Annotated in this window: 25 protein-coding genes; 5 read left to right on the forward strand and 20 right to left on the reverse strand. The window is 71.7% G+C overall.

Features of this window, described 5'->3' with window-relative positions; all coding sequences use genetic code 11:
• Positions 1 to 37: 37 nt before the first annotated feature.
• Complete coding sequence (gene phoU / locus J3P41_RS09610; protein WP_210650086.1) at positions 38 to 688, forward strand: phosphate signaling complex protein PhoU; 651 nt, start codon at positions 38 to 40, stop codon at positions 686 to 688.
• Positions 689 to 957: 269 nt separating this feature from the next.
• Here phoU and J3P41_RS09615 read toward each other — a convergent pair whose 3' ends face one another.
• Genes J3P41_RS09615 through J3P41_RS09625 form a run of 3 tightly spaced genes read right to left on the reverse strand, consistent with a single transcriptional unit; the run spans position 958 to position 2,899 of the window.
• Complete coding sequence (locus J3P41_RS09615) at positions 958 to 1,701, reverse strand: phosphoglyceromutase (RefSeq protein WP_210650087.1); 744 nt, start codon at positions 1,699 to 1,701, stop codon at positions 958 to 960.
• Positions 1,698 to 2,174: a hypothetical protein gene (locus J3P41_RS09620; protein ID WP_210650088.1), complete on the reverse strand. Its 477-nt coding sequence runs from the start codon at positions 2,172 to 2,174 to the stop codon at positions 1,698 to 1,700. Before J3P41_RS09620 ends, J3P41_RS09615 begins: the two co-directional genes overlap by 4 nt.
• A 20-nt stretch (positions 2,175 to 2,194) precedes the next feature.
• Positions 2,195 to 2,899, reverse strand: a complete 705-nt coding sequence (locus J3P41_RS09625; protein ID WP_210650089.1) for a hypothetical protein — start codon at positions 2,897 to 2,899, stop codon at positions 2,195 to 2,197.
• Between the two features lie 155 nt (positions 2,900 to 3,054).
• Between J3P41_RS09625 and J3P41_RS09630 the strand changes: the two genes are divergently transcribed.
• From J3P41_RS09630 to J3P41_RS09640, 3 genes are all read left to right on the forward strand, one after another.
• Positions 3,055 to 3,540 (forward strand): CarD family transcriptional regulator, encoded by a 486-nt coding sequence (locus J3P41_RS09630; RefSeq protein ID WP_210439844.1) that lies wholly within the window; start codon positions 3,055 to 3,057, stop codon positions 3,538 to 3,540.
• Positions 3,541 to 3,630: 90 nt separating this feature from the next.
• The gene (locus J3P41_RS09635; RefSeq protein WP_210650090.1) at positions 3,631 to 4,143 is read left to right on the forward strand and encodes a hypothetical protein; all 513 of its coding nucleotides are present in this window, start codon (positions 3,631 to 3,633) and stop codon (positions 4,141 to 4,143) included.
• Complete coding sequence (locus J3P41_RS09640) at positions 4,140 to 4,850, forward strand: 2-C-methyl-D-erythritol 4-phosphate cytidylyltransferase (protein WP_210650091.1); 711 nt, start codon at positions 4,140 to 4,142, stop codon at positions 4,848 to 4,850. Before J3P41_RS09635 ends, J3P41_RS09640 begins: the two co-directional genes overlap by 4 nt.
• Here the strand turns inward: J3P41_RS09640 and J3P41_RS09645 are convergent.
• The 17 genes from J3P41_RS09645 to ispF form a co-directional block, all read right to left on the reverse strand.
• Complete coding sequence (locus J3P41_RS09645) at positions 4,819 to 5,127, reverse strand: hypothetical protein (RefSeq protein ID WP_210650092.1); 309 nt, start codon at positions 5,125 to 5,127, stop codon at positions 4,819 to 4,821. The two genes, J3P41_RS09640 and J3P41_RS09645, sit on opposite strands and share 32 nt — an antisense overlap.
• A complete protein-coding gene (locus J3P41_RS09650; RefSeq protein WP_307861919.1) occupies positions 5,124 to 5,915 on the reverse strand; it encodes an IspD/TarI family cytidylyltransferase in 792 nt (263 codons plus the stop codon). The genes J3P41_RS09645 and J3P41_RS09650 overlap by 4 nt, the downstream gene beginning before the upstream one ends.
• A 54-nt stretch (positions 5,916 to 5,969) precedes the next feature.
• The gene (locus J3P41_RS09655) at positions 5,970 to 7,298 is read right to left on the reverse strand and encodes an NAD(P)H-dependent oxidoreductase (RefSeq protein ID WP_210650093.1); all 1,329 of its coding nucleotides are present in this window, start codon (positions 7,296 to 7,298) and stop codon (positions 5,970 to 5,972) included.
• Entirely contained in the window at positions 7,295 to 7,699 is a 405-nt protein-coding gene (locus J3P41_RS09660; protein WP_210650094.1) for a PTS glucitol/sorbitol transporter subunit IIA, read from the reverse strand. The genes J3P41_RS09655 and J3P41_RS09660 overlap by 4 nt, the downstream gene beginning before the upstream one ends.
• Positions 7,696 to 8,067 carry a hypothetical protein gene (locus J3P41_RS09665; RefSeq protein ID WP_210650095.1) on the reverse strand — a complete coding sequence of 124 codons (372 nt, stop codon included), beginning with the start codon at positions 8,065 to 8,067 and terminating at the stop codon, positions 7,696 to 7,698. The genes J3P41_RS09660 and J3P41_RS09665 overlap by 4 nt, the downstream gene beginning before the upstream one ends.
• Positions 8,068 to 8,142: 75 nt before the next feature.
• The gene (locus tag J3P41_RS09670) at positions 8,143 to 8,730 is read right to left on the reverse strand and encodes a PTS glucitol/sorbitol transporter subunit IIB (RefSeq protein ID WP_210650096.1); all 588 of its coding nucleotides are present in this window, start codon (positions 8,728 to 8,730) and stop codon (positions 8,143 to 8,145) included.
• Positions 8,727 to 9,359 (reverse strand): PTS glucitol/sorbitol transporter subunit IIC, encoded by a 633-nt coding sequence (locus J3P41_RS09675; RefSeq protein WP_246861927.1) that lies wholly within the window; start codon positions 9,357 to 9,359, stop codon positions 8,727 to 8,729. Before J3P41_RS09675 ends, J3P41_RS09670 begins: the two co-directional genes overlap by 4 nt.
• Positions 9,360 to 9,503: 144 nt before the next feature.
• Positions 9,504 to 9,902 carry a transcriptional regulator GutM gene (locus J3P41_RS09680; protein ID WP_210650097.1) on the reverse strand — a complete coding sequence of 133 codons (399 nt, stop codon included), beginning with the start codon at positions 9,900 to 9,902 and terminating at the stop codon, positions 9,504 to 9,506.
• Positions 9,899 to 10,882: a sugar-binding transcriptional regulator gene (locus J3P41_RS09685; protein WP_210650098.1), complete on the reverse strand. Its 984-nt coding sequence runs from the start codon at positions 10,880 to 10,882 to the stop codon at positions 9,899 to 9,901. Before J3P41_RS09685 ends, J3P41_RS09680 begins: the two co-directional genes overlap by 4 nt.
• Positions 10,883 to 11,051: 169 nt before the next feature.
• Positions 11,052 to 11,525 (reverse strand): PTS sugar transporter subunit IIA, encoded by a 474-nt coding sequence (locus J3P41_RS09690; RefSeq protein WP_210650099.1) that lies wholly within the window; start codon positions 11,523 to 11,525, stop codon positions 11,052 to 11,054.
• Complete coding sequence (locus tag J3P41_RS09695; protein ID WP_210650100.1) at positions 11,522 to 12,907, reverse strand: PTS galactitol transporter subunit IIC; 1,386 nt, start codon at positions 12,905 to 12,907, stop codon at positions 11,522 to 11,524. The genes J3P41_RS09690 and J3P41_RS09695 overlap by 4 nt, the downstream gene beginning before the upstream one ends.
• 50 nt (positions 12,908 to 12,957) lie before the next feature.
• Positions 12,958 to 13,233, reverse strand: coding sequence for a PTS sugar transporter subunit IIB (locus J3P41_RS09700; protein ID WP_210650101.1), 276 nt, complete (start codon positions 13,231 to 13,233; stop codon positions 12,958 to 12,960).
• Positions 13,230 to 14,204 carry a sugar-binding transcriptional regulator gene (locus tag J3P41_RS09705; RefSeq protein WP_210650102.1) on the reverse strand — a complete coding sequence of 325 codons (975 nt, stop codon included), beginning with the start codon at positions 14,202 to 14,204 and terminating at the stop codon, positions 13,230 to 13,232. The genes J3P41_RS09700 and J3P41_RS09705 overlap by 4 nt, the downstream gene beginning before the upstream one ends.
• A gap of 129 nt (positions 14,205 to 14,333) precedes the next feature.
• A complete protein-coding gene (locus J3P41_RS09710) occupies positions 14,334 to 15,614 on the reverse strand; it encodes a dihydrolipoamide acetyltransferase family protein (protein ID WP_210650103.1) in 1,281 nt (426 codons plus the stop codon).
• The gene (locus J3P41_RS09715) at positions 15,614 to 16,639 is read right to left on the reverse strand and encodes an alpha-ketoacid dehydrogenase subunit beta (RefSeq protein WP_210650104.1); all 1,026 of its coding nucleotides are present in this window, start codon (positions 16,637 to 16,639) and stop codon (positions 15,614 to 15,616) included. The genes J3P41_RS09710 and J3P41_RS09715 overlap by 1 nt, the downstream gene beginning before the upstream one ends.
• Positions 16,640 to 16,653: 14 nt before the next feature.
• Positions 16,654 to 17,631, reverse strand: coding sequence for a thiamine pyrophosphate-dependent dehydrogenase E1 component subunit alpha (locus J3P41_RS09720; protein WP_210650105.1), 978 nt, complete (start codon positions 17,629 to 17,631; stop codon positions 16,654 to 16,656).
• A gap of 159 nt (positions 17,632 to 17,790) precedes the next feature.
• Positions 17,791 to 18,288 (reverse strand): 2-C-methyl-D-erythritol 2,4-cyclodiphosphate synthase, encoded by a 498-nt coding sequence (gene ispF, locus J3P41_RS09725; RefSeq protein ID WP_210650106.1) that lies wholly within the window; start codon positions 18,286 to 18,288, stop codon positions 17,791 to 17,793.
• 37 nt (positions 18,289 to 18,325) lie between these two features.
• Between ispF and J3P41_RS09730 the strand changes: the two genes are divergently transcribed.
• On the forward strand, positions 18,326 to 19,843 hold the full coding sequence (locus J3P41_RS09730) for a molybdopterin-dependent oxidoreductase (protein ID WP_210650107.1): 1,518 nt from the start codon (positions 18,326 to 18,328) through the stop codon (positions 19,841 to 19,843).
• Positions 19,844 to 19,847 lie beyond the last annotated feature (4 nt).

Genomic DNA, 19,847 nt, shown 5'->3' on the forward strand with positions numbered 1-19,847 from the left:
GCACAGTTGTTCGCTTCCGCTGCCTAGGCTGGGGGGCATGCGTGAGGCTTTCCACGACCAGCTCGACGGCATCTTCGCCGACCTGTCCGAGATCTGCGGGCAGGTCGAGGTGGCGGTCCGCGAGGCCACCAAGGCCCTGATGACCGGCGACGTCCACACCGCCGACCAGGTCATCAGCGGGGACAAGGCGATCGACGCCGCCCGTGAGCGCGTGGACGACATGGCCTTCGCGCTGCTGTCCCTCCAGCAGCCCGTCGCCGGCGACCTGCGGATGATCGTCTCCGCGCTCCGGATGGTCAGCGAGCTCGAGCGGATGGGGGACCTGTCGGTCCACGTCGCCAAGATCGCGCGCCTGCGCGTCCCGGCGGTGGCCGTCCCCGACGAGCTCCGCCCGACGATGGAGCGCATGGCCGCGACCGCCGAGGACATGGTCCGGCGGGTGCGCGACATCATCGTCGACCGTGACGTCGAGGCCGCGATCGAGCTCGGTCGCGACGACGAGGTGATGGACCAGCTGCGACGCCGCAGCTTCACCGAGCTGCTCTCCACCGACTGGGCCCACGGCGTGGAGGCGGCCGTCGACATCGCCCTGCTCGGTCGCTACTACGAGCGCATCGCCGACCACGCCGTGACGGTCGCCAACCGCGTCGTCTTCGTGGTCACCGGCGAGCAGCCGGTTCGCCCCTGACCCGTCGTCGCTGACCGCCCGGGCACAGGTAGCTGCCCCGGTCCGGGGCTCGATCGGCCTCTGGGTCCTCCGGGCTCATCCGCCCCTCCTGTCCCTGCTTCATCAAGGTACGTCGACGAACAGGCACTTCCCTGGGCGAGCTCGCCTAGGGAAGTGCCTGTTGATCGACATACCGTGATGAAGCACCAGGGCCGGCGGAGCCGCACCCGAGCGCGTACCCAACCCGAGCCGGCGACGCCGCGCCCGAGCTCGTACGCTCGCTCGTACGCTCAGCGACCCTGGTTGGCGACGGCGGCCGCCGCGGCGGCAGCGGCCTTGGGGTCGAGGTACTCCCCGCCGGCGATCGTGGGGCGCAGGTCCTCGTCGAGGCGGTAGACCAGCGGCATCCCGGTCGGGATGTTGAGCCCGGCGATGTCCTCGTCGCTGATCTGGTCCAGGTGCTTGACCAGTGCCCGCAGGCTGTTGCCGTGGGCGGCCACCAGCACCGTCCGGCCGCTGCGGAGGTCGGGGACGATCTCGGCGTCCCACCAGGGCAGGAACCGGGCGATCACGTCCTTGAGGCACTCGGTGCGGGGCAGGTCGTCGCCGAGGTCGGCGTAGCGCGGGTCACCGGCCTGCGAGTACTCGTCGGAGTCGTCGAGCGGCGGCGGGGGAGTGTCGAACGAGCGGCGCCAGAGCATGAACTGCTCCTCGCCGTACTCCTCGAGGGTCTGCTTCTTGTCCTTGCCCTGCAGCGCACCGTAGTGACGCTCGTTGAGGCGCCAGCTGCGCTTGACCGGGATCCAGTGCCGGTCGGCGGCGTCGAGCGCCAGGGCCGCGGTGTTGATGGCGCGCCGCTGCAGCGAGGTGTGGACGATGTCGGGCTCGAGCCCGGCCTCGCGGATGAGCCGGCCGCCGCGGACCGCCTCGGCCTCGCCCTTCTCGGTCAGCGGGACGTCGACCCAGCCGGTGAAGAGGTTCTTGGCGTTCCACTCGCTCTCGCCGTGGCGGAGCAGCACGAGGGTGTACGTCATGAGGCGTCGAGGCCTTCCCAGTAGCCGGAGTCGTTGGAGACGACCGGGACCTTGATCGCGATCCGCTCGCCGTTGCCGAAGTCGAGGGCCAGCGGGACGAAGTCGCCCGCGGAGAAGTCGCCGGTCAGGACGATGTCGGCCGGGGGGTCGGCGAGGTTGACCAGCCCGTCGGCCGGGATGGTGACCGGCTCGAACTCGGGCGCGGTGATCGAGGTGCCGTCGTCGCCGGACACGCCGGTGAGGGACTGCTCCTCGTCGACGTCGTTGTTGGCGAACGAGGCCACGAAGGTGCCCGAGCCCTCGGCGGCCGAGACCACGACGGCGTTGAGCACGTCGACCTCGCCCTCGCGGTTGTCCGTGGAGCTGTTCACGGTGTACTCGCGATCGGTCGAGTAGCTGAAGCCGCAGGAGGAGAGCGCGGCGCACGACACGAGGAGGACCGCGGCGGCCGCAGGGGTGGATCGAAGCCTCATGGCGACAGCCTAGCGTCGGCTCACGTCAGGCCGACGGTCCGCCCTGCGATCAGGATGCCGACGGCGACCAGGCCGGTCCACACGCCGGCGAGCAGCAGCAGCCGAGGGGTGCCGGTCCGCAGCGCCAGCACCAGTGGCAAGGGTCGCCGGCCCTCCTCGTGGTCGCGAGCGACGCCGGGCAGCGAGAGCAGCACGTGCACCCCCAGGCCGAGGGCCGCGGCGAGGACCGTCATCGCCACGGTGGGCGGCGTGTCGGTGCCGACGCCGTTCCAGCCGCCGTAGGCCAAGAACGCGGGATAGAGGGCGAAGCCGGCCATCCAGGGCAGGAACGACAGCACGCGGCCGCGCAGCAGGCGGTCGCCGATCGCCGACACCGCCAGCAGGACGAGATACGCCGCGGCCGCGCGCCGCCCGTTGGCCACGGCGAGCGGTACGACGAGCAGCACCGCGCAGGTCAGCGCGAACCAGACGGTGCCGGCGTCGAGCGCGTCCCCGTCCCGGGTCTGGTCCGGGTGCGGACGGTGCCGGGCTTCGCGGCGGCGATCGGCGAGGTCCGCGGCCCACCCCAGCGCCGACTGCCCCGTGAGCACCGTGGCGGCCACCAGCCCTACCTCGCGCAGCGGCCGTCCGGCGGCCGCCGCCGCGGCAGCCAGCGCGAGCGCCGTGACCAGGGCCTGGCGCGGTCGCGCTGCGCGGAGGAGGAGCAGGGCCGGGGGCGTCGGCATGGGCCGCAGTATGTCGCAGGCCGCTCCCGGGATGCGGCGCACCACAGGAACCGGTGATCTGTCAAGCCCCGAAGTGGCCTCTGACCTGCGCAAACGCGTCGGAGGGCGATTCGGAACCGTGTTAGAATGGACGCCTAGGAAGGGGAACTGAACATATGACTTTCACCGTCGGCGAAACGGTCGTCTATCCCAATCACGGGGCCGCAGTCATCGAGGACATCGAGATGCGGAAGATCAAGGGAGAGGACCGGCAGTACCTCGTCCTCAGGATTGTCGCGCAGCAGGACCTGGTCGTGCGCGTGCCGGCCTGCAACCTCGACCTGGTCGGCGTCCGCGACGTCGTGGACCGGGAGGGCCTCGACCGCGTCTTCGACGTGCTGCGCGCGGCTCACGTCGAGGAGCCGACCAACTGGTCGCGCCGCTACAAGGCCAACCTGGAGAAGCTGCACTCCGGCGACGTCATGAAGGTCTCGGAGGTCGTGCGCGACCTGTGGCGCCGCGAGCGCGACCGGGGCCTGTCGGCCGGCGAGAAGCGCATGCTGGCCAAGGCGCGCCAGATCCTGGTCTCCGAGCTCGCCCTGGCGGAGAAGACCAACGAGGACAAGGCCGAGGCCATGCTCGACGAGGTTCTCGCCTCCTGAGCAGCATCGACTCCGACACGACCCCCGGCACACTCCCCCGTGGCCGGGGGTCGTGTCGTACCAGGGCTCGGGGGATAGCGTGACTCCGCGATGACTTCCGCAGCGAGCACAGACGACCCCGCCTCCGCCCTCGGCACGGTCCTCGACGAGGACCGCGGGGCGCTTCCCTACCAGCTGATCCACGGGGAGTCGCTCGTGGCGTGCGCCGCCTGGGCGCTCGGCGAGGCGGGCGTGAGGACGCTCGATCTCGGGACGTCCTGGTCGGTGGTCGTCGACAGCGGCGAGCCGTTCGTGGTCCACGACTCCCTGTGCCCGATGACACCGGCACCCTTCATCGCCGGGTGCGTCGAGCGGGCGGTCGCCGGGGGCGTCGCCGTGGTCGGTGTGGGCGAGGCGGGTACGGCGCTCTCGCCGGTCGTTCTCCCCGCAGCCGTCGCGGCCGAGCTCGCGGCGCTGCCCTCGAGCGACGTCGCGGAGCTGGTCCGCGAGCTGGAATCGCTCGGTGCCGTCGACCGCGTGGTCGCGCCGCTCTCCGCCGCGCGGGTGTCGAGCGCCGCGGACGTCGCTGCGCTGGAGCGCCTGACCGCCCCCGAGAGCGCATGAGCGCCCCGGCGATGACGGCGGTGCTCGCGATGGCTGGCCGTGACGGCCTGCCGTTCGCCTCGCTGCACCGCGCGCCGGTCTACCTGCACGCCTTCCGGGCGCTGGCCGCGTCCGGCGTCGACGACCTGGTGGTCGCCGTGGACGCGACCGATCTCGACCGCGTACGCCGGGAGCTGCGCAGCGCCGGGATGCGAGCGGACGTGCTCGCCGGCGCGAGCTGGTGGGAACGCGTGCGCGACGTCGGCGCCGGGAGCGGACTGCTCGTGCACGACGCACTCTGCCCGCTGGCCGCCTCCGACTTCCTGCGGGAGGTGCGGACTGGCGCCGCTGCGCGCCCGTACGCCTCGGTGATGGCGTTCCGGCCCGTCACCGACACGGTGAAGACCGTCGTCGACTCCCGCATCCAGGGCACGATCGACCGCGAGGGACTGGCCGCGCTGGTCTCGCCCGCCGTGATCGCTCCGCGCGTGCTGAAGGCGGCGCTGAGCGCCGACGAGCGGCCACCGATCGACGACTTCGCCCGGCTCGCCACCTGGCTGCGCGCGCGCGGCGACGTGGAGCTGGTGCGAGCACCGTCGCTGGGCCGGCGGGTCGACGACGCCTCGTCGGTCAACCTGCTCGAGTGCGTCGACGAGCTGGCTCGGCGCGTGCGCCGCGAGCCGGCCGAGACAGTCGTCAGCGACGCAGCAGCTCGCGGAACTCGTTGAGGAACTTCCGCGGTTGGCGCAGTGCCGAGCCGGGCAGCTGGCGCAGGTAGCCGACCGGGTCGCGGGCGATGCGCCGCATCATCCGCCGCGGCTTGCTGACCAGGCGGTGCTCGAGATCCATCGCGTACGCCGGGATGAGGGCGCGCGAGGACAGCTCGACGTGGGTCCCACAGCGCGTGCAGCGCACCGAGTCGAGCAGGCGGCCCGTGTAGTGGAGCTCGTGGTCGGTGAGCTGGTTGCAGACCTCGCAGTGCAGCTCGGCCTCGGTGGTGCTCACGGCTTGTCCCCATGGGCGAACAGATCCCGCAGGTGCGACATCGCAGACTCCCGTCGGTGACGCTGCCGGCCGGAGAGGTCCCAGTCGGTCTTGGCGAGGAGGCGCTCGGCGAGGAACAGGTCCTCGGGGAACGTGATCTTGATGTTGCCCGCGTCGCCGGGTACGCACAACACCGGCACGTCGGTGTAGCGCTCCATGCAGGAAGCGGTGTCCGTGCCGACGAAGCCGTCGGCCTCGGCCAGGCGGTAGGCCTCCAGCACCGGACCTGCCCGGAAGGCCTGCGGCGTCTGCACCGCCACGACGCGGTCGGGAGGCTGCTCGCCGTCCTCGGTGAGGGAGGCCAGGTGCGCCTGGTCGCGGACCGGGATGGCGCCGCCGTGCTCGAGCGCGGCCTCGATGACCGAGGCGAACATCGTGGTCACGGCGAGCGGACGAGCGGCATCGTGGATGACCACGACGTCGACCTCGCCGGCCTCGATGGCGGGTGCGAGCGCCTGGAGCGCCTGCCACTCCGAGCTGTGCCGGCTGTCGCCACCGACGACGACCGTGACGTCGGGCGGGCCGACCTCACGCTCGAGCATGCTCATCACGGCCTCCCTGTCCTCCTCGCGGATCACGAGCACGGTCTGGGTGACGGCGGGGAGCCGGCGTGCCGACTCGATCGACCAGGTGAACACGCCGCGGCCGGCCAGCGGGAGCAGGACCTTGTTCGTGTGGTGGCCGCTGCGTCGTCCCTCTCCCGCGGCGAGCATCACGACTGCGGCGCGGGCGGACGGGGGGAGGGGCACCGCGCGAGCCTAGGTCATCGGCGTGCGCGCCGTGCCACCTCCCGCCGCCTGCGCTCATCGGCTGATCGACGCCGCCAGCTCGGCCAGGCTGGGGGCCTGGCTCGGGTCCTTCTCCATCGACTCCTGGATGCCCCGCATCCGGACGATGAGCGACGACTCGTCGAGCTCGACGTCGTCGTAGGTCAAGGTGTGGTCGACGGGCACGTCGTGCTTGAGCGTCGCGCCGGCGAGCACGCCGAGAGGAACCAGGCCGTCGCGGGCGAAGTCCTCGGCCGGATCGATCAGGCCGCGCACCATCGTCCCGCCGATGCCGTCGATCCGCTCACCGGCTCGAAGCGGTCGTTTGGCCTGCGCACCCACCTCGGCCGTCCAGTGTTCCGAGGTGAGGCTGGGGCGCTGGTCGAGAACCATCTCGTAGACCGTGAGCGGAGCCTCGATGCTGGCCAGGTGGTAGGGGCGGTAGAGGGCGAAGTAGGGCCCGTCGCCCATCTGGAGGTAGGTCATCTCGTGGTGGACGTACGGGTCGTCGGTGCGGATGACCACGAAGACGCCGGGGGCGACCGGACCGGTGCAGTAGTCGACGACGCCCGCCTTCTCGATGACGCCGCCGTCCTCGGCGAGCGCGAACGTCTCGTGAAGGGTCGGGACCGTCGACGCGGGACCGTGCATGCCGCGCTTGCTGACGCCGAGACCTGTGGTGTTGGCCAGCGACGCCATCTCGATCATGGCCTTGGACCCGTCGACGAAGCTGGTGAGCATCTTGGGGTTCATCTGCTTCTGTGCGGCGCGCTCGGCCAGCGTCTCCGGGGTCGCGTAGGGATCGAGCGGGTTGTTCTTGCCCTTGCCGGCGCAGATCACCTCGAAGTTCAGGTCGCGTGCGTAGTCCACGAGGATCTTGGTCTCGACCGGCTCGTCGCCGCGGCAGATCGAGTAGATGGCACCGGACTGCTCGGCCAGCAGGGCGAGGTAGCGGCCGACCGTGACGTCGGCCTCGACGGTCAAGGTGGCGACGTTGATCCCGGCGGCCAGGGCCCGGACCGCCACCGCGACGGCGACCTCCGGGACGCCGGTGGCCTCGACGACCACGTCGAGCGGCAGCCCGGCGAGCTCGTCGACACCGGTGAGGGCGACACTCCCGCCGGCCTCGATGGCGGCGACCGCCGCGGCGGTGTCGGCGGCGTCGTTCGGCGTGATGCCCGCCTGGGTCAGGGCCTCGACCGCCCGCTGGTGCTGGACGTCCAGCACGGCGGACAGGGTGATGCCCGGCATCCGGAGCAGCTGGGCGGCGAAGCCGCGGCCCATCTGGCCGGCCCCGACGAGGCCGACCCGCAGTGGGCGGCCGGTCTCGTCCAGGCGTTGCTGGAGCCTGTCTCGGTAGCTCATGAGAGATCCTGTTCGGCGGTAGTGGCTGGCCGGGTGATGCGGAACGCGTCACCCGTGGCCAGGAGGGGGATGGGTCCCTTGCGTACGCAGACGTCCCCGGGCAGCTTCGCCTCGGTGAGGCCGTCGGCCTTGATGTCGAGATGGCCGAGGTTCAGCAGGTTGTCGCGCACGACGTCGCCCACGGCGAGGACCTCGAGGGACTCCTCGCCGAGGTGGACGACGTCGCCGGGACGCGGACCGTCGTCGGCGACGTCGACGCGGTGCAGGACCGAGATGTCGTGCAGCTCGGCGGGCGCCTGCTCGCCGAAGAAGATGAGGATCCCGTGCTCGATGAACGCAGGGACCTGGCTGCCGACCGCGGTCACCGTGGTGTCGTAGACCGTGGTCATCGCGGTGCTCACGTCTCTTGCACGTCCTCGGGCTTCACGCCGGACACGAAGAGGTCCTCGGTGATGAACTGCGCCAGCGGCCCGGCCGGGCTGGTGGCGTGCACGTCGACGGTGAGCACCTTCTTCATGGGGTAGACGCCGACGCGGGCGGTGCCACCGCAGTCGATGACCGCGACGGCGATCTTGTCGAACGGCGCGGACGACTTGAAGCCGTCGAAGGCCTCGCCGCCGGTGAGGTCGGCGATGCGCTGCGCGACCGGGTGGATGCCGCCGCCGGTGATGGACGCGACCAGGGGGCGTTCGTCGGTCGGGAGGACGGTCAGTGGACCGCCCCAGCCGCCGCGGCCCTTGCTGACGATGACGGGCTTGTACTCGCTCATGACTTCTCCAGTGCTCGATGGAGGGGAGGGGGGAGTGAGGTCCGGCCGGCGAGCCCGCCGGCCGGACCACGTGGCTCAGTTGCTGCTGCTGTAAAGGCCGAAGCTCGCGAAGTAGGCGATGACGACCGACAGCGGACCGGTGATGAGACGCGACATCAGGACGGCTGGGACGCCGACCTCGACCGTCTCGGGCTCGGCCTCGCCGAGTGCCAGTCCCACGGGGATGAAGTCGCAGCCGACCTGCGGGTCGATCGCGAACAGGGCCGGGAGGGCGTACTGCGGGGGGATGTCGCCCTCGCCGATGCGGGTGCCGAGCAGCACGCCGACGACCTGCGCGATGACGGCGCCGGGGCCCAGGACGGGCGAGAGCACCGGCAGGGCGCAGAAGATGCTGATCGCGAGGAGGCCGACCAGGCTGCCGGCGAGCGGCTCGATGAGGTGCGCCAGCGCGTCACCGAGACCGGTCTCGGTGATGATGCCGATGAGCACCGCGATGAAGGCCATGAAGGGCAGGATGTTGCGGATGACCGTGTCGATGGTGTCGCGGCCGGCCTGGTAGAGCGTGCCGACGACGCCACCGACGGCCGTGCCGATCGTGACCAGGACCTTGTTGATGCCTTTCATCCCGCCGCGACCGGGGCTGGTCTGGGTCGTGGTGCTCATGCTGCGACCTCCTTGGCAGCGGCGGAGCGCCGAGCCAGCATGCGCGTGGTGATGATCTCGGTGAGGACACCGCGGATCATGATCACCAGCAGGCCGACGAGCAGGTAGCGGACGGCGAGGTCGCTGGTGTTGAGGCCCAGCGTGGTGATGCCGGCGGCGATGCCGAGGTAGACGAAGAGCTCGCCCGCGTTGGCGTGGGGGAAGATCCCGGTGATCGGGTGCACGAAGCTCACCGCCGAGTCGTAGAAGGCCGGCTTGTACTTCTCGGGCAGGAAGCGGCCCATGGTGTACGCCATCGGGTTGGTGAGGAAGAAGACCGCGAGGACCGGCAGCACGAGGTACCGCACGGGGTACCACTGCAGGCCCGGGCGGGCGGCGTACTCGCCGAGCTTGTCGATGCGCTCGGGTCCGATCATCCGGATCAGCGCGTTGACGAAGGTCAGCAGCACGATCAGGGTCGGGATGATGCCCGTGACGAGGCCGAGGAAGGTCTCGCCACCGGCTTCGAAGAGGCCGATGAACCAGTCGGCGGCGTCGGCGAGGGCGCCGAACAGCCCGGTCGGCGGGTCCACCGTGGGGGTCTCGGCGGCAAGCGGCGGCCCCGCTGGCGCCATGGGTGTGAATGGCATGATTGCTCCTGTCGAGTCGGCTCTGTGTTGAACCTGGTCGTGATGCTTGCCCGGCATCTGTTTCACCGGCGGACATGCCCGCTCGATGTCTGACCCACTGACCGGCCCCGGGCTCCACCCCGGGGTCGGTCCGTGGTCGTGCTCCTACACGTCGGCCCGGACCGTCGTGCGTGCTGCGTCGTAGAGGTCTGCCGCCTGGCGTGCGGCCAGGCGCTGCGACGGCGAGACGTCGGCCAGCGCGCGGTCGCCGCGCAGGGTGGAGACCTTGAGGTCGAGAAGCCCGGGGACCGGCCTGGCCCGAGCGAAGGTGGTGAGGCCGCCGAGGGTGATCGCGTCGCGGACGACGCCGTCGGCGTCGACGGCGATGGCGACGAACGAGCGACGGCCCTTGTAGCGGTTGCCGCCGACGCCGACGCTCACCGTGCCGGAGGTGCGCAGAGCGCGCACGTCGTCGTTGAACGCCATCGACTGCCGGTAGGTGAGGAAGATCTGCACCAGCCAGCCGGCCACCACGGCCGCGATGATGATGATCCCAGGGTTCATGCGTGCTTCCCTCCGGTGCTGGAGCCCGCGGCGCTGAGCACGCTGCGGGCGAGGGCCTCGTCGCAGACGAGGGAGTCGATGATGCGGCCGCGCAGGGCGCCGAGGACGCCGGGCGTCTTCGCGCGGCCCGAAGCGACGCCGACCACGTTGGGGATCTCCAGCAGGCCATCGAGGCTGATGCCGAGGACCCGGTCGTCCACCACGCCGCGGATCGGGCTGCCCTGCGCGTTGTAGTAGCGGGCGGCGACGTCGCCGGCGGGCTCGTGCGCCCAGAACTCGTCGTGCTCGGCCTTGCTGAGGTTGAGGGACTCCAGGATCGCCGAGGACGAGCCGTGGGTCGGGGTGCCGATCCCGACGAAGGCGATGTCGGCGCGGTTGGCGTCCTCGAGTGCCGTCCGGATCGAGGGCTCGGCGAGCAGTGCGTCGCGGGAGGTGACGCTCTCGAGCGTGGCGGGGGCGTGCAGGAAGCGGTACTCCGCGCCGAGGCGGACCGCGAGCTCGCGGACCAGCTCCTGGCCGCTGATCTCGTTGCTGATGGACGACAGGCCCCCGACCAGCTGCACCAGCGTGAGGCGGTGGTGCTCCTGCTCCGCGGTGGTCGCGTAGACCATCGCCTGGAGCGCGTGACCCCACGACAGCGCGACCGTCATCGAGTCCTTGAGCTCGTCGAGGAGGAGTCGCGCTGCCTGCGTGCCGACGGCGTCCTCCATCCTCAGGCCCGGGACGTTGCGGGTGTGGGCCACCCGCACCTCGCCGAGGCCGAAGGTGGTGCGCAGCTCGTCCTCGAGCTCGTGGACGCGTCCCTCCGGGTCGTTGATCCGGATCTCGACGATGCCCTGCCGCTGCGCCTCGGTGAGCATCCGCGAGACGTTGGACCGGCTCGTGCCGAGGGTGGTGGCGATCTCGGCCTGCGACCGGTTCTGCTGGTAGTAGAGCCGCGCTGCGGCGAGCAGGGTGGCGGGATCACGTGGGGCAGGCATCGTCACTTCCGTGCAGATAGATCGTCACATATGACCGGGTTGAGCCATGAAACCTTGTGGCGTGCGTCACGTCAAGGCCTTGTGCCGATCTCGTGGCCTGCGCGAACGCCGGACGCCCCCGCACCCCGGTCGGGGCGCGGGGGCGTCCGGCGCCCGCGTCGGCGGTGGGCTAGCCCAGCAGAGCGTTGAAGCGCGTGGCGAGGTCGTCGGGACCGGTCAGCCCGGTGAGGAGGCTCTGCTCCAGGTCGGGGGCGCGGAGCACGGCGATCAGCCGGCCGAGCAGCGGCACCTGCGCCTGCGGGTCGTCGACGAAGAGCATCAGCACCAGGCGCGCCTCGACCGTGCGGTCCCGGCTCCCCATCTCGCCGAAGACGAGCGGGGTGCGCGGGACCAGCGCGGCCAGTGCCGGCGCCACGACATGCTCGGCGCCGACGTGGGGGATCGCCGCAGGCACGGGCAGGGGCAGCCCGGTGGGGTGCTCCTGCTCGCGCGCCAGCACCGCGTCGACGTAGCTCTCGCGGGCGATGCCCTGCGCGACGGCTCGCCCGGCGAGGTGACGGATCGCGGTCCGCGCGTCGGGGGCGTCGCTGTCGAGGACGCAGAGGTCGGGGCGGAGCGCCGGGTGGAGGACCGGAGTCGTCATGCGCTCGCTCCGGCGGTCTCCTCGGCTGCGACGTCGCGCCGCGCGACGATGCGGCGTACGACGAACGCGAAGGCGAGGGACGCGAGCAGGAGGACGACTGCTGCCGCCGGGCCCAGCTCGCCCATGCCCACGAGGAGGCCGGTCAGCGGGTTGGCGCCGTCCACCAGCGAGGAGATGCGGCTCGCGCCCGAGGCGTTGTCGAAGCCCGAGGCCAGCGCGACCGCCGTGAAGGTGCCGGAGATGGCGGTGGCGATGAAGAGGCCGCCGCCGATCGCGATGGCGCCGCCGACGACCGAGCGGATGATGTTGCCGCCGAACAGGGGCACCATCACGGCGACGATGAACGGGATGGTCGCGAGGTCGACGAGGGGGAGCACGCGGTTGCCCAGCGGCGCGAGGGCGATGGCGACCAGCAGCGTGACCGGGACGAGGATGAGCGAGGTCGCGACGACCGCCGGCTGACCGGCGGCGATCGCGGAGTCCAGGCCGATGTAGTAGCGACGTCCGGGGAAGCGCTTCTGCATGAAGGTGCGGGCGGACTCCGAGACCGGGACCAGGCCCTCCATGAGGATCGCGACCATGCGGGGGAGGATGACCATGACCGCCGCGACGGTGATGCCGAGGGTGAGGATCGCGATCGAGTCGGCGCGCGGGTCGTCGAAGCCGAAGCCCGCGACGCCGATCACCAGGCCGATGCCCAGGCCGAGAAACATCGTCTCGCCGAACAGGCCGAAGCGCCTCTGGATCGCGGCCGGGTCGGCCTCCAACCTGTTGAGCCCGGGGATCTTGTCCATCAGCCGGTTGAGCGGGAGGGCGAGCAGGGCGTACGGCGCCGAGGTCATGTGCGGGAAGGAGATGTCGGGGAAGCCGAAGTACTTCTGGATCATCGGTGCCGAGAGGTCGGCGAGCGCCAAAGTGACGATCATCGCGATCGCGGCGCCGAGCAGGCCCCACCAGAAGCTGTCCATCACGACGGCCACCAAGGCGCCGCCGAGGGCGAAGTGCCAGTAGTTCCAGAGGTCGATGTCGAAGGTGCGGGTCAGGCCCGTGAGCAGCAGCACCACGTTGAGGGCGAGGCAGAACGGGATGATGACCGCGCCCACCTTGGAGCCGAACGCGATGGCGGCGCTGGACGGCCAGCCGACGTCGACCACGTCGAGATCGACGCTAAGCCGGTTGGCGAGCTCCGTGGCGGCCGGCCCGATCGAGCTGCCGAGGAGTCCGATCACGAGGTTGACGCCGATGAAGCCGACGCCGATGAGGATGCCCGACCGGAGTGCACGACCGGGCTTCTGGCCGATCGCGATCGCGAAGAGCGTGATCAGGACCGGGAGCACGACGGCTGCGCCGAGGTCGGTGATGTAGGACGAGAAGGCTTCCATGGGGTGAACCTGTTCTGACGAGGACCGTGGCGGTCCGGCCGGTGGCGGGGCTACTGCAGGTGGGAGACGATCTCCGCGAGCGCGACGTCCTGGCCGATGCCGGTGAGGAACGCCAGGCCTGCGACGACGGGGACGGTCACCGTGTCGGGGACCGTGGTGGTGGCGACGATGAGATCGACGTCCGGGGTGCCGTTGACGAGGTCCATGACCTTGCCCTGGCTGATCTGCGCGTCGATGCCCTGTCCGGTGAGGTGGTCCCGGATGCTGCTGGCGACCATCGTGGACGTGGCGACGCCGGTGCCGCAGATGACGAGGATCTTCTTCATGGGGTGCCTTCCGGGCTGGAGTTCTGGTGGGTGAGCAGGCTGCGGGCGAGGCTCTCGTCGCAGACGAGGGTGTCGACGTGGTGGCCGAGCAGGGCGCCGTGCACGGCGGCGGTCTTGTCGCGACCGATCGCTACACCCACGACGAGGGGGATCGCGGCGAGGTCGCGGAGGCCGACTGCGATGACGCGGTCGTCGACCGGGCCGCCGACGGGGGCGCCGGTGGCGGTGAAGTAGCGGCCGGCCAGGTCGCCGACCGGTTCCTGGTCCCAGAAGGTACGGGCGTCGGCCTCGTCGAGGCCGATCGAGTCCACCACGGCCGCGGACGAGCCCGAGGTGGGCGTCCCGATGCCGACGAGCGCGATGTCGCAGCGGCGTGCCGCGTCGAGCGCCTCGGCGACGCTCGGCTCCTCCCGGAGAGCCCGGGCCGCGTCCGCCGAGCCGAGGGTGGCCGGTGCGTGCATGAGGCGGTAGCCGCCCCCGAGCGCCAGGGCGAGGGACCGGGCGAGCTCCTGCCCGCTGACCTCGTTGCCGATCGCCGACATGCCGCCCAGCAGCTGGACGACGGTCACGTCGTGGTCGCGGTCGGTGTGGAGCGCCTCGACCGACGCGTGCAGGGCCCGGCCCCAGGAGATCCCGACGGTCGTGGTCTCGCCGAGCGACTCGAGGAGGAGGGCGGCGACGAGTGCGCCGACCCGCGCCGAGACGTCGCCGCCGTGGGGGTTGCGCGCCGAGACGCGCACGTCGCTCAACCCGAAGACGTCGGCCAGGCGGCGCTCCAGGTCGCGCGCGCGTCCGCTGGGGTCGTGAACCTTGATCTCGACGATGCCCTGGCGCTGCGCCTCCTTGAGCATCCGCGACACATTGGGTCGTCCCGTGGACAGGATCTCGGCGATCTCGGCCTGCGACTTGTCCTCGAGGTAGTAGAGCTCGGCGACCCGCATCAGGACGGCTGGGTCGCGGGGAGCGGGCATCGGCACCTCCGTGCTTGTCGACGGCACGACCGTGCCGATCCGCGAACAGTAGATGTGACAGGGGTCACAGTCAAAGGTCCCGGGTGGGCGTGCGACTCGGCCGCACGCCCACCCGTAACTCAGGAGGGCTCAGAGACCGCCGGCCAGCCGGCGCGAGAAGGCCTCGAGCAGCTGCGCTCCATGGGCGCCGTCGGCCACGCGGTGGTCCACCGTCAGCCCGGCGTTGACCGTCAGCGCGACACCCAGGCCACCGGGCACGGCGACGGGGCGCTGCGTGATGGTCCCGAGCGAGAGCACGCTGGCCTGCGGCGGGGTGAGCAGGGCCTGGAACTGGTCGACGCCGAGGCCGCCGAGGTTCGACAGCGAGCCGTTGGCCACGCCCATGTACGCCGGGTCGAGCCTGCCCTTCTGGACCTGTGCGACGACCGAGCGCACCTCGGCGTCGACCTCGGCGATCGGGCGGGCGTCGGGCTCGGTGAACGTCGGCACCATGAGGCCGCGCTCGGTCGCCACGGCCAGCGCGATCGCCGGCGGTCCGGCCTCGGTCGGCGCGTCGTCCTCCCACCGCGACAGCAGCTCGGGCACGTCGCGGAGCGCGGCGGCGTACGCCCGCAGCAGGACGGTGGTCCACGAGACGCCGTTGCGAATCGCGTTGGCGGTGTCCAGGTGCACCTGGCGCCAGACGGTGAACTGCGGGATGGCCGCGGTCGGCACCATCGTGCGGGCCACGGCGCGCCGGACCGCGATCCGTCGGTCGGTGCTGGGGCGTGAGGCACTCGCTGCAGGTGGTGCGGCCGCAGGCGCCGGAGCGGGACTCGGGGCGGGACTCGGGGCGGGACTCGGGGCGGGACTCGGGGCGGGAGACGGGGCGGGACTCGGGGTCGGGGACGCCGGCTCCGCGGCGGCCCGGGGCAGGAGCGCCTCCACGTCCTCCACCCGGACCAGGCCGTCGGGACCGGTGCCCGTGACCGTCCGCAGGTCGATGCCCCGCTCGTGTGCCAGTGCGCGGGCGCGCGGCACAGCCGCCACCGGTCCGGTCGAGGGTGGGGCAGCGTCGGGCTCCTGCTCTGGAGTGGCCTCCGGCTGGGCGGCGGCGGTCTGCGGCTCGGTCGCCGTCACGTCGGCGTCGGGCACTGGCTCGGCCAGCAGGTCGCCGAAGCCGCCGCCGGTGTCCTCGCCCTCGACCCAGCCGATCGGCGCGCCCACCTCGGCGATGCCCGACTCGACCACGATCTCGACGAGGGTGCCGGAGACGGTGCTCTCGACCTCCATGTCGACCTTGTCGGTCATCACCTCGCAGACGACATCGCCCTCGGCGACCTCGTCACCGACGCTGACCAGCCACTCGCTGACCTCGCCCTCGGTCATGGTCATCGACATCTTGGGCATCCGGATCGCTAGCCGGGCCATCACGACTCCTTCACGAGCGTCTTGGCGGACTCGACGATGTCCGCCACCTGGGGGACGGAGGCCGTCTCGAGCTGCGGCGCGTAAGGGATCGGGGCGTCGAGCCCGCTGAGGCGGCGTACGGGCGCGAGGAGGCGGTAGATCGTGGGCGACTCCGCAATCCGGGCCGACAGCTCGGCGGTGAAGCCCACGTGACCGGGCGCCTCCTGGACGAGCAGGGCGCGGCCGGTGCGGGAGACGTCCTCGTGGATGGGCGCGTCGTCGAGCGGGGTCAACGTGCGCGGGTCGATCACCGAGACGTCGATGCCGTCGGCCGCGAGGACCTCGGCCGCCTCCAGCGCCCGCGAGACCATCACCCCGGTGCCGACGATGGTGAGGTGCTCGCCGCGGCGACGTACGGCGCTCTGGCCGAGGGGGACGCGCACTGCCTCCTCCGGAACGGGGCCGGAGGTGCGGTAGAGCAGCTTGTGCTCGAGGACGATGACCGGGTTGGGGTCGTCGATCGCGGAGAGCAGCAACCCCTTGGCGTCGGCAGCCGTCGCGGGCATGACGACCTTGAGGCCCGGGACGTGGGCGAACCACGCCTCGAGGCTCTGCGAGTGCTGGGCTGCGGCGCCGGTGCCGGAGCCGAGCGGGGCACGCAGCACCATCGGCACGGACATGGCGCCGCCGAGCATGTAGTGGATCTTGGCGGCCTGGTTGACGATCTGGTCCATCGCCTGGTTGGTGAAGTCGGAGAACTGGATCTCCACGATGGGGCGCATGCCGACGAGGGCAGCGCCGACGGCGGCGCCGACGATGCCGAGCTCGGAGATGGGGGTGTCCCGGATCCGCTCGGCGCCGAAGCGGTGGTAGAGGTCGCCGCTCACGCCGAAGGCGCCGCCGTAGACCCCGATGTCCTCACCGAGCATGAAGACGCGGTCGTCGGCCTCCATGGCCTGGCCGATGGCTTCGCGCACCGCCTCCGAGTAGGTGATGACGCGGTCGGTGCCGAGGTCGGCGGAAGTGCTGGTCTGGGTGCTGCTCACGGGAAGGCTCCTGTTCACGCTCGGGCGAAGACCGCGTCGAGAAGGTCGGACGGGTCGGCGTCGGGGGCGGCGTTGGCTTCGCGCACGGCCGCGCGCATGTCCTCCATCGCCTGGGTGCGGATGAGCTGGACCTCCTCCTCGGTCAGCAGGCCCGACTCCTTGACCCGCGCCTCGAACCGGAGGATGGGGTCCTTCGCGCGCCACTCCGCGATCTCCTCCTTGGTGCGGTAGAGGTTCTTGTCGGACTTGCTGTGGCCCTTCCAGCGGTAGGTCACGTTCTCCACGAGGGTCGGGCCCTCGCCGGCTCGGGCCCGGTCGACGGCCGCGCTGACCGCGCCGTACACCTCGTCGAGGTCGTTGCCGTCGACGGTGGTGCCGGGGATGCCGTAGGCAGCGGCTCGCTCGGAGATGTTCTCGATGGCGAAGGACTTCTCGGTGGAGAAGGACATGCCGTACTTGTTGTTCTCGCAGATGAAGACGACCGGGAGCTTCCAGATCGCCGCGAGGTTGACCGCTTCGTGGAAGGCGCCCTCGTTGGCGGCGCCGTCGCCGAAGAAGCAGGCGACCACACGGTCCTCGGCGCGCATCTTGAAGGCCAGGGCGGCGCCGGCGGCGATCGGGATGCCGCCCGCGACGATGCCGTTGGCACCGAGGTTGCCGGTGGCGGTGTCCGCGATGTGCATCGAGCCACCGCGACCGCGGCAGTAGCCGGTCTCCTTGGCGAGCAGCTCGGCCATCATCCGAGTCAGGTCGGCGCCCTTCGCGATGCAGTGCCCGTGGCCGCGGTGGGTGGAGGTGATGGCGTCGTCGGTGCGCAGGGCCAGGCACGCACCGGTGGCGGACGCCTCCTGCCCGATGGAGAGATGCATCGTCCCGTGCATCAGGCCGCGCGCGAACAGGTCGTCCACCGCCTCCTCGAAGCGGCGAATGGTCCACATCGTCAGCAGCGCATGCCGGGCGGTGTCGTGGTCGGTCCCAGGGGTGGCAGACATGGAGTCTCCTATGCACAAATGTGCTTATGGTCGTCACGTATGTTCAGACTGTAGGTGACCGACGTCACGGGGCACAAGAGGACGCAGGACGCCCCTCCCGACGAGGCGCGGAGGGGCGTACGGCGAGGGCGAGCGCCGAGGAGGGCGCGGACGGAAGACTCAGCCGGTGACCAGCGCGGTGGCGATCGCCGCCACGCCCTCGCCGCGTCCGGTCAGGCCCAGGCCGTCGGTGGTCGTGGCCGACACGCTGACGGGCGCGCCGACGGCGGCCGAGAGCGCCGCCACGGCCTCGTCGCGGCGCGGGCCGAGCCGCGGCGCGTTGCCGATCACCTGGACCGCGACGTTGCCGATCTCCCAGCCCGCGGCCCGCACCCGTCGCGCGGTCTCGGCCAGCAAGGTGGCACCGGAGGCGCCCGCCCACTCCGGCGCCGACGTGCCGAAGTTGCTGCCCAGGTCGCCCAGCCCGGCGGCGGAGAGCAGCGCGTCGCACGCGGCATGGGCGGCGACGTCGGCGTCGGAGTGTCCCTCGAGGCCTGCGGGCTCGTCCGGCCACGCGAGACCGGCGAGGTGCATCGGCACGCCGGGGACCAGGCGGTGAACGTCGGTGCCGATGCCGGTGCGGAACCCGGCGCGCGCGTCAGGGCCGGGTGAGGTCACGTCGGCATTGTGCCTGAGGGCGCGCCACAATGGGTCGGTGACCACTCGCCGCCCCCCGTGGCAGCTGGCCGGGATCCTCGCGGGGTTCGCCGGGCTGGCGACCAGCTATGCCACGGCGATGGTGCTCACCATCCGGGAGGCGCCCGTGGTCGCGGTCGCCGAGCTCGTCATCAGGTTGACGCCGGGCGCGGTGGCCGAGCGGGCCATCTCGATCCTGGGCCAGGCCGACAAGCCGGCGCTGGTGGCCGGCATCCTGGTGCTGCTGGTCGCCTGCTTCGCCGGTGCCGGGTCGCTTGCTCGCAGGGCCTGGTGGCGCCCGCTGCTCGTGTGGGTCCCGCTCGCCGCGGTCGGTGCGGTCGCGGTCCTCGTCCAGCGCGGGGCGGGCATGGTGGACGTGCTGCCCGTGGCCGTCGGCCTGCTCACCTGGGTCACCGTCCACTCGGCCCTGAACGACGCGCTCCACCGGGGGCGACGCCGCCCGGAGCTGGAGTCGCACGAGCGCCGCGTGTTCGTCATGGTGGCCGGGGCCGTCGCGGTGGCGTCGGTGGGCATCGCCGTGCTCGGCCGGTTCGTCGGCGCGGGCCGCAGGCACGTCGAGGTGAGCCGGCGACTGCTGCGCATCCCCGGCGTCACGCGGCGCCAGGCGCCGGCGGCGACCTCGCTGGGGCTGCCGGGCATCGCGCCGTGGCAGACGCCCAACGCGGACTTCTACCGCATCGACACCACCATCGCGCTGCCCACGATCGAGCCCGAGGACTGGTCGCTGCGCATCCACGGGCTGGTCGAGCGCGAGCTGACGCTGAGCTTCGCCGACCTCGTGGCGCGGCAGATGACGGAGTCGTGGATCACCCTCAGCTGCGTCAGCAACGAGGTCGGCGGCGAGCTGGTCGGCAACGCGCGCTGGAGCGGCGTACGGCTCGCCGACCTCCTCGCGGGCCTCGGTGTCAGCGAGGACGCCGACTGCGTCCTGCAGACGTCGCACGACGGATGGACCTGCGCGACACCGCTCGAGACCCTCACCGACGACCGCGACGCGATGCTGGCCGTGGCGATGAACGGTCGCCCCCTGCCCATCGAGCACGGCTTCCCCGTGCGCACCATCGTCCCCGGGCTCTACGGCTACGTGTCGGCCACCAAGTGGGTGGTCGACCTGGAGGTCACCAGGTTCGCGGACGCGGTGGGCTACTGGACGACGCGGGGCTGGTCGGCCGAGGGCCCGGTCAAGATCGCCTCGCGCATCGACGTGCCCCGTTCCGGTGACGAGGTCGAGGCGGGACCGGTGACGTTCGGCGGCGTCGCCTGGCACCAGCACACGGGCATCGCGTCGGTCGAGGTGCAGGTCGACGGCGGCGAGTGGGAGCCGGCCGAGCTCGGCGAGGTGCCGTCGGTCGACACGTGGGTGCAGTGGGCGCTGACGCTCGACGTGGGCGCGGGCGACCACGAGGTGCGGGTCCGCGCGATCGGCCGGGACGGGGAGACCCAGACCAGCATCGTGCGAGCGCCCGACCCGGACGGCTCGACCGGGCTGCACACCATCGAGATCAGTGCGGGGTGAGGCC

The organism is Nocardioides sp. SYSU D00065 (assembly GCF_017916425.1).
Taxonomy (GTDB): Bacteria; Actinomycetota; Actinomycetes; order Propionibacteriales; family Nocardioidaceae; genus Nocardioides.